The sequence below is a fragment of the Vibrio sp. R10-SG-ISO4 genome (genome assembly GCF_059834135.1).
The window spans coordinates 126,786-133,086 of record NZ_JCBDHJ010000023.1 but is presented as its reverse complement, the minus strand read 5'-3'; the positions used below and the strand labels follow the sequence as shown (position 1 = coordinate 133,086).

General features: G+C 47.7%; 6 protein-coding genes, 2 tRNA genes and 2 rRNA genes. 9 read left to right on the top strand and 1 reads right to left on the bottom strand.

Going from position 1 to position 6,301, the window contains the following annotated elements; translation table 11 throughout:
* The 4 genes from AC6R03_RS17395 to AC6R03_RS17380 form a co-directional block, all read left to right on the top strand.
* A 23S ribosomal RNA gene (locus tag AC6R03_RS17395) occupies window positions 1-1,000 on the top strand; the annotation flags it as partial.
* 169 nt (window positions 1,001-1,169) lie between these two features.
* Window positions 1,170-1,285, top strand: a 5S ribosomal RNA gene (gene rrf, locus AC6R03_RS17390).
* 56 nt (window positions 1,286-1,341) lie between these two features.
* Window positions 1,342-1,418: transfer RNA gene (locus AC6R03_RS17385), tRNA-Asp, on the top strand.
* Window positions 1,419-1,452: 34 nt separating this feature from the next.
* Window positions 1,453-1,529: transfer RNA gene (locus AC6R03_RS17380), tRNA-Trp, on the top strand.
* A gap of 348 nt (window positions 1,530-1,877) precedes the next feature.
* Here AC6R03_RS17380 and suhB read toward each other — a convergent pair.
* The gene (gene suhB / locus AC6R03_RS17375; protein ID WP_500626970.1) at window positions 1,878-2,681 is read right to left on the bottom strand and encodes an inositol-1-monophosphatase; all 804 of its coding nucleotides are present in this window, start codon (window positions 2,679-2,681) and stop codon (window positions 1,878-1,880) included.
* A gap of 175 nt (window positions 2,682-2,856) precedes the next feature.
* On the opposite strand from suhB, the gene trmJ reads away from it, so the two are divergent.
* The 5 genes from trmJ to iscA all read left to right on the top strand — a co-directional run bounded on the left by trmJ (window position 2,857) and on the right by iscA (window position 6,263).
* Window positions 2,857-3,582 carry a tRNA (cytosine(32)/uridine(32)-2'-O)-methyltransferase TrmJ gene (trmJ, locus tag AC6R03_RS17370; protein ID WP_334551452.1) on the top strand — a complete coding sequence of 242 codons (726 nt, stop codon included), beginning with the start codon at window positions 2,857-2,859 and terminating at the stop codon, window positions 3,580-3,582.
* A 115-nt stretch (window positions 3,583-3,697) separates the two neighbouring features.
* Window positions 3,698-4,204, top strand: coding sequence for a Fe-S cluster assembly transcriptional regulator IscR (iscR, locus tag AC6R03_RS17365; RefSeq protein WP_334551450.1), 507 nt, complete (start codon window positions 3,698-3,700; stop codon window positions 4,202-4,204).
* A gap of 29 nt (window positions 4,205-4,233) precedes the next feature.
* Window positions 4,234-5,448, top strand: a complete 1,215-nt coding sequence (locus tag AC6R03_RS17360) for an IscS subfamily cysteine desulfurase (RefSeq protein ID WP_487901745.1) — start codon at window positions 4,234-4,236, stop codon at window positions 5,446-5,448.
* A gap of 48 nt (window positions 5,449-5,496) precedes the next feature.
* Window positions 5,497-5,880 (top strand): Fe-S cluster assembly scaffold IscU, encoded by a 384-nt coding sequence (iscU, locus tag AC6R03_RS17355; protein ID WP_138970401.1) that lies wholly within the window; start codon window positions 5,497-5,499, stop codon window positions 5,878-5,880.
* 59 nt (window positions 5,881-5,939) lie between these two features.
* Window positions 5,940-6,263, top strand: coding sequence for an iron-sulfur cluster assembly protein IscA (gene iscA / locus AC6R03_RS17350; protein WP_334551446.1), 324 nt, complete (start codon window positions 5,940-5,942; stop codon window positions 6,261-6,263).
* The last annotated feature ends 38 nt before the right edge of the window (window positions 6,264-6,301 follow it).

Sequence of the window (6,301 nt, the reverse complement as noted above, 5' to 3'; positions counted from 1 at the left end):
CGGCCGTAACTATAACGGTCCTAAGGTAGCGAAATTCCTTGTCGGGTAAGTTCCGACCTGCACGAATGGCGTAATGATGGCCACGCTGTCTCCACCCGAGACTCAGTGAAATTGAAATCGCTGTGAAGATGCAGTGTACCCGCGGCTAGACGGAAAGACCCCGTGAACCTTTACTACAGCTTGGCACTGAACATTGAGCCTACATGTGTAGGATAGGTGGGAGGCTTTGAAGCAGGTACGCCAGTATCTGTGGAGCCGACCTTGAAATACCACCCTTGTATGTTTGATGTTCTAACTTAGCCCCGTTATCCGGGGTGAGGACAGTGCCTGGTGGGTAGTTTGACTGGGGCGGTCTCCTCCCAAAGAGTAACGGAGGAGCACGAAGGTGGGCTAATCACGGTTGGACATCGTGAGGTTAGTGCAATGGCATAAGCCCGCTTGACTGCGAGAATGACAATTCGAGCAGGTGCGAAAGCAGGTCATAGTGATCCGGTGGTTCTGAATGGAAGGGCCATCGCTCAACGGATAAAAGGTACTCCGGGGATAACAGGCTGATACCGCCCAAGAGTTCATATCGACGGCGGTGTTTGGCACCTCGATGTCGGCTCATCACATCCTGGGGCTGAAGTCGGTCCCAAGGGTATGGCTGTTCGCCATTTAAAGTGGTACGCGAGCTGGGTTTAGAACGTCGTGAGACAGTTCGGTCCCTATCTGCCGTGGGCGTTGGAAGATTGAAGGGGGCTGCTCCTAGTACGAGAGGACCGGAGTGGACGAACCTCTGGTGTTCGGGTTGTGATGCCAATCGCATTGCCCGGTAGCTAAGTTCGGAATCGATAACCGCTGAAAGCATCTAAGCGGGAAGCGAGCCCTGAGATGAGTCTTCCCTGATACTTTAAGTATCCTTAAGGGTTGTTCGAGACTAGAACGTTGATAGGCAGGATGTGTAAGCGCTGTGAGGCGTTGAGCTAACCTGTACTAATTGCCCGTGAGGCTTAACCATACAACGCCCAAAGGGTTTTGATGGACTCAATGAAAGAACATTGAATGTGTAATAAAGAGACGAGTGACTAGTTCCTAGTAGCTAGAAACGACAAACACAGCTTTCCGAATTATTAAGTTCTAGGAACTAGGGTCTAGGCACTCACTTCTAGGAACTTAAACAAAATTTTCTTGGCGACCATAGCGATTTGGACCCACCTGATTCCATGCCGAACTCAGAAGTGAAACGAATTAGCGCCGATGGTAGTGTGGGGTTTCCCCATGTGAGAGTAGGACATCGCCAGGCTTTGAACATTATCTATTTGAAGCACGATTGATATAAGACTTTAAATAGACCACTGCGGAGTGGTAGTTCAGTTGGTTAGAATACCGGCCTGTCACGCCGGGGGTCGCGGGTTCGAGTCCCGTCCACTCCGCCACTTATATGAGAGTCGTCTCGATAAACACGAAGATAGGGGTGTAGCTCCAATTGGCAGAGCAGCGGATTCCAAATCCGCGTGTTGGGAGTTCGAATCTCTCCACCCCTGCCATATCTAAGGCTCTAGTCGAAAGACTAGAGCCTTTTTGTATCTATAAAACCCCGTGGTTGTGGCTGTCACCCAATGCTCAGAGCAGCGGATTATCCCTATTCCAAATCGGCACGTATCGGGTGCTCGAATCTCTAGATCACCAGTCCCGTCTTCCTGGTATCTCTATTAGGGCTCTCATTTTCGAACTTTTCACAAACCAACACGTCACGAAATATCGACAACTAGCGATCGGAAAGCCAAGCTTGCTAAAAGCGATATTACCTTTAACCAGCATGCCGATGGGGATATCTTTCATTAGATACAAAAAAGCCCACTCGGGAGTGGGCTAGAAATAGGGTGAAGCTTCGGTTACTTCAAGATAGCTTCGTTACCATTTTCACGGATGTGCTTAAGCATACCTTTCACGCCACGTGCGCTTGATGCCACAACGTTGCCTGACTTCATGTACTCTGTGCCGCCTGCAAAGTCTGTCACGATTGCGCCAGCTTCACGAGCAATCAGTTCACCTGCAGCGATGTCCCAAGGTTTCAGTCCTAGCTCGAAGTAACCGTCTACGCGGCCGGCAGCCATGTAGCATAGGTCCAACGCAGCTGAGCCAGTGCGACGGAAGTCTGAACAGTCAACAAAGAGCGCTGAAAGAATTTTTAGGTAAGATTCAGAGTGCTGTTTCTGCTTGAATGGAAAACCCGTTGCAAGCACAGTGCCTTGTAGATCTTTTAGCTGTTTCACACGGATGCGCGCATTGTTGAGCTGTGCACCTGCGCCACGTTGCGCTGTAAACAGTTCATTAAGCATAGGATCGTAAACACACGCTACTTCTGTTTTACCTTTAAAACGAACAGCGATAGAAACGCAGAAATGAGGCAAACCTTTCACAAAGTTTGTGGTGCCATCCAGTGGGTCGATGATCCATTGTACGTCTTTATCTTTACCTTCAATAACCCCATTTTCTTCTGCAACAATGCAGTGCTCTGGGTATGAAGCCTTGATGGTATCGATAATGATAGCTTCTGCTTCTTTGTCGACGTTAGTGACAAAGTCGTTCGTGCCTTTCTGAGTTGATTCGATCTTCTCAGCATTTTCTAAAGATTTAGCAATATGATTGCCAGCTTTTCGTGCAGCACGAATAGCGATATTAAGCATTGGATGCATACTAATTTCCCAACGGATGTTAAAGAACAGAAAAACGGGCGGGAGTATATCAGATTGCTCGATAAATGGAAGTGGTTATTTTTTGAACTCTTAACTTTTATGCTCTTAAGGGTCTGACCATTTTACTCAGGTATATGTTAATATCTCGCAGCGGTTTTTATCTTGGTACGGTTTGATGTTAAATAACGTTAAGGTTGTCTTAGTTGGCACCTCACATTCGGGCAATATTGGTTCTGCAGCGCGTGCGATGAAAGTCATGGGCTTATCCAACATGGTGTTGGTCGATCCTCAATGTGAAGTTGATGAACAAGCGATTGCGTTGGCGTCGGGGGCATCGGACATTGCGTTGAACGCCGAAGTGGTCAGCACCTTAGAAGAGGCAGTAAAAGAGTGTGTGCTTGTGGTAGGTTCGAGTGCCCGCTCCAGAACTCTTGAATGGCCGATGTTGACACCAAGAGAGTGCGGCAAAAAATTTGTCGTTGAAGGGCAGCAGGCACCTGTAGCGCTCGTCTTTGGGCGAGAACGAACTGGGCTAACTAACGAGGAGTTGCAAACGTGTCACTATCATGTGTGCATACCTGCTAACCCCGAGTACAGCTCTCTCAACCTCGCTATGGCAGTGCAAACCCTCAGCTACGAAGTCCGAGTGGCTTATCTCGATGCCGAGCAAGCGCAATATGCCCCATCTGAAGCTGAATACCCCAAGCATAAAGAGTTGGAAATGTTCTTTGAGCACCTTGAAAAAGTCGCGACCGAGACCCAGTTTATAAATCAGCAGCAGCCCGGTAAAGTGATGAACAAGGTTCGCCGGTTGTTCAATCGAGCTAGGCCAGAGGCCCAAGAGCTCAATATTTTACGCGGTATGTTGAGCGCTATCGAGAAGCAGCTTTCCAAAGGGTAAAGCCACAATAAGCTTAGGGATGAATACCTGAGTAAATTAGTCAATTAAATACTTGACCATTTTGGTCAAGTATGAAAAACTTCCTACCACATAAACGATGTGGATATGGTGTTATATGAGACTTACATCTAAAGGAAGATACGCAGTGACAGCCATGTTAGATGTGGCTCTGCACTCACAACAAAATCCAGTGCCGCTTGCGGACATTTCTGAGCGTCAAGGCATCTCCTTGTCTTACTTAGAGCAACTGTTTTCTAAGCTACGTAAAGCTGGCCTAGTGGCGAGCGTACGTGGCCCTGGTGGTGGTTACCGTCTTGGTGCAGAAGCGAATACTATTGCTATTGGTACTGTTATCGCAGCGGTCGATGAGTCGGTCGATGCGACGAAATGCAATGGTAAAGGTGACTGCCAAGGTGGTACTCGCTGCCTAACTCATACGCTATGGCGTGACCTGAGTTCTCGAATTAGTGATTTCCTCAACAACATCACACTCGGTGAGTTGATGAATGACAATGAAGTATTAGAAATTTCAGACCGTCAAGATATCGATCTTGCTGTCAATCATGGGTTTACCAACAAAAATACAAGCACCGCACCCATCGGTGTCAACGTCCGCTCTTAAGCGGTCTGCCTGTTACATTGGAGTAGAGAATGAAACTGCCGATTTATTTAGATTATTCAGCGACTTGCCCAGTTGATCCACGTGTTGCTGAAAAAATGGTTCAGTACATGACAATGGACGGTACGTTTGGCAACCCTGCATCACGTTCACACCGTTACGGTTGGCAGGCTGAAGAGGCGGTAGACACAGCCCGTGAAAACATTGCAGATTTGCTCAATGCCGATCCTCGTGAAATCGTCTTTACGTCAGGCGCGACTGAATCTGACAACCTCGCTATCAAAGGTGCTGCACACTTCTATGAGAAGAAAGGTAAACATATCATTACCTGCAAAACCGAGCACAAAGCAGTTCTTGATCCTTGCCGTCAATTAGAGCGTGAAGGCTTTGAGGTGACATACCTAGAGCCAGAATCAAACGGCATCATCGATATGAAGAAGCTTGAAGCGGCGATGCGTGACGACACGGTTCTTGTATCTATCATGCATGTGAATAACGAAATCGGTGTGATTCAAGATATCGCCTCTATTGGTGAGTTGTGTCGTGAGCGCAAGATTGTTTTCCACGTCGATGCAGCGCAGTCTGCGGGCAAAGTGCCTATCGATGTTCAAGAGATGAAAGTTGATCTGATTTCTCTTTCAGCGCACAAAGCGTACGGTCCTAAAGGCATTGGCGCCTTGTACGTCCGTCGTAAGCCTCGTATTCGTCTAGAAGCGCAAATGCACGGTGGTGGTCATGAACGCGGATTCCGTTCTGGCACACTGGCAACACATCAGATTGTCGGTATGGGCGAAGCCTTCCGTATCGCAAAGGAAGAGATGCAAAAAGATCACGACCATGCTTTGGCATTGCGTGAGCGTCTACTCAATGGTGTGAAAGACTTAGAAGCCGTGACCATCAATGGTGACTTAGAGCAACGTGTACCACAAAACCTAAACATCAGCTTCGCGTTTGTAGAAGGTGAATCTTTGCTTATGTCGCTGAAAGATCTTGCGGTGTCTTCAGGCAGTGCGTGTACCTCTGCTAGCCTAGAGCCATCTTATGTACTGCGCGCTCTCGGTTTAGATGATGAACTGGCACACAGCTCAATTCGCTTCTCATTTGGTCGTTTCACCACTGAAGAAGAAATTGATTACGCAATTGAACAAATTCGCGTAGCGGTAAACAAGCTACGTGACATGTCTCCTCTATGGGATATGTACAAGGAAGGGGTCGACCTAAGCACTGTTGAGTGGGCGCACCACTAATAGATAGGTTTCCCCAGGGAATGAGATAGAGGATTCGAGGTAAATATCATGGCATACAGCGAAAAAGTAATTGATCACTACGAAAACCCACGTAACGTTGGTTCGTTTGATAAAGAAGATCCATCGGTTGGTAGCGGCATGGTTGGCGCACCAGCGTGTGGTGACGTAATGAAACTGCAAATCAAAGTGACCCCAGAGGGCATTATTGAAGACGCGAAATTTAAGACTTACGGTTGTGGTAGCGCGATTGCGTCTAGCTCTCTCGTCACAGAGTGGGTAAAAGGTAAGAGCATCGATGAAGCCGCGGCGATTAAGAACGCGGAAATTGCTGAGGAGCTCGAGCTTCCACCGGTAAAAGTACACTGCTCTATTTTGGCGGAAGACGCCATTAAAGCAGCCGTTGCTGACTATAAGAAAAAACACCAACAATAAGTTACAATGGGAGGCTCGCTCTCCCATTATCATCGTCAAATAAAAAACTAAGGTGCAGTATGGCCATCACAATGACAGAGACAGCGGCAAGCCGCGTAAGAACCTTCTTAGAAAACCGAGGTAAAGGCATCGGCTTGCGCTTGGGTGTGAAAACGACAGGTTGCTCTGGTATGGCGTATGTGCTCGAGTTTGTCGATGATCTCAATGAAGAAGATGAAGTATTTGAGCATTCTGGTGTCAAAGTGATCATTGACAAGAAAAGCCTCGTTTACCTAGATGGCACCGAACTTGATTATGTTAAGGAAGGGCTCAACGAAGGTTTCGAGTTCAACAACCCGAACGCAAAAGGCGAATGTGGTTGTGGTGAGAGCTTTAACGTTTAATTGATGATATGGGTAGGGCATGTCCCTACCGATTGACG

Excerpts from the sequence above, each read along its gene's own strand:
- iscU (WP_138970401.1), top strand. The coding sequence starts at position 5,497 with ATGGCATACAGCGAAAAAGTAATTGATCACTACGAAAACCCACGTAAC.
- suhB (WP_500626970.1), bottom strand. The coding sequence starts at position 2,681 with ATGCATCCAATGCTTAATATCGCTATTCGTGCTGCACGAAAAGCTGGC.
- iscA (WP_334551446.1), top strand. The coding sequence starts at position 5,940 with ATGGCCATCACAATGACAGAGACAGCGGCAAGCCGCGTAAGAACCTTC.
- iscR (WP_334551450.1), top strand. The coding sequence starts at position 3,698 with ATGAGACTTACATCTAAAGGAAGATACGCAGTGACAGCCATGTTAGAT.
- trmJ (WP_334551452.1), top strand. The coding sequence starts at position 2,857 with ATGTTAAATAACGTTAAGGTTGTCTTAGTTGGCACCTCACATTCGGGC.
- AC6R03_RS17360 (WP_487901745.1), top strand. The coding sequence starts at position 4,234 with ATGAAACTGCCGATTTATTTAGATTATTCAGCGACTTGCCCAGTTGAT.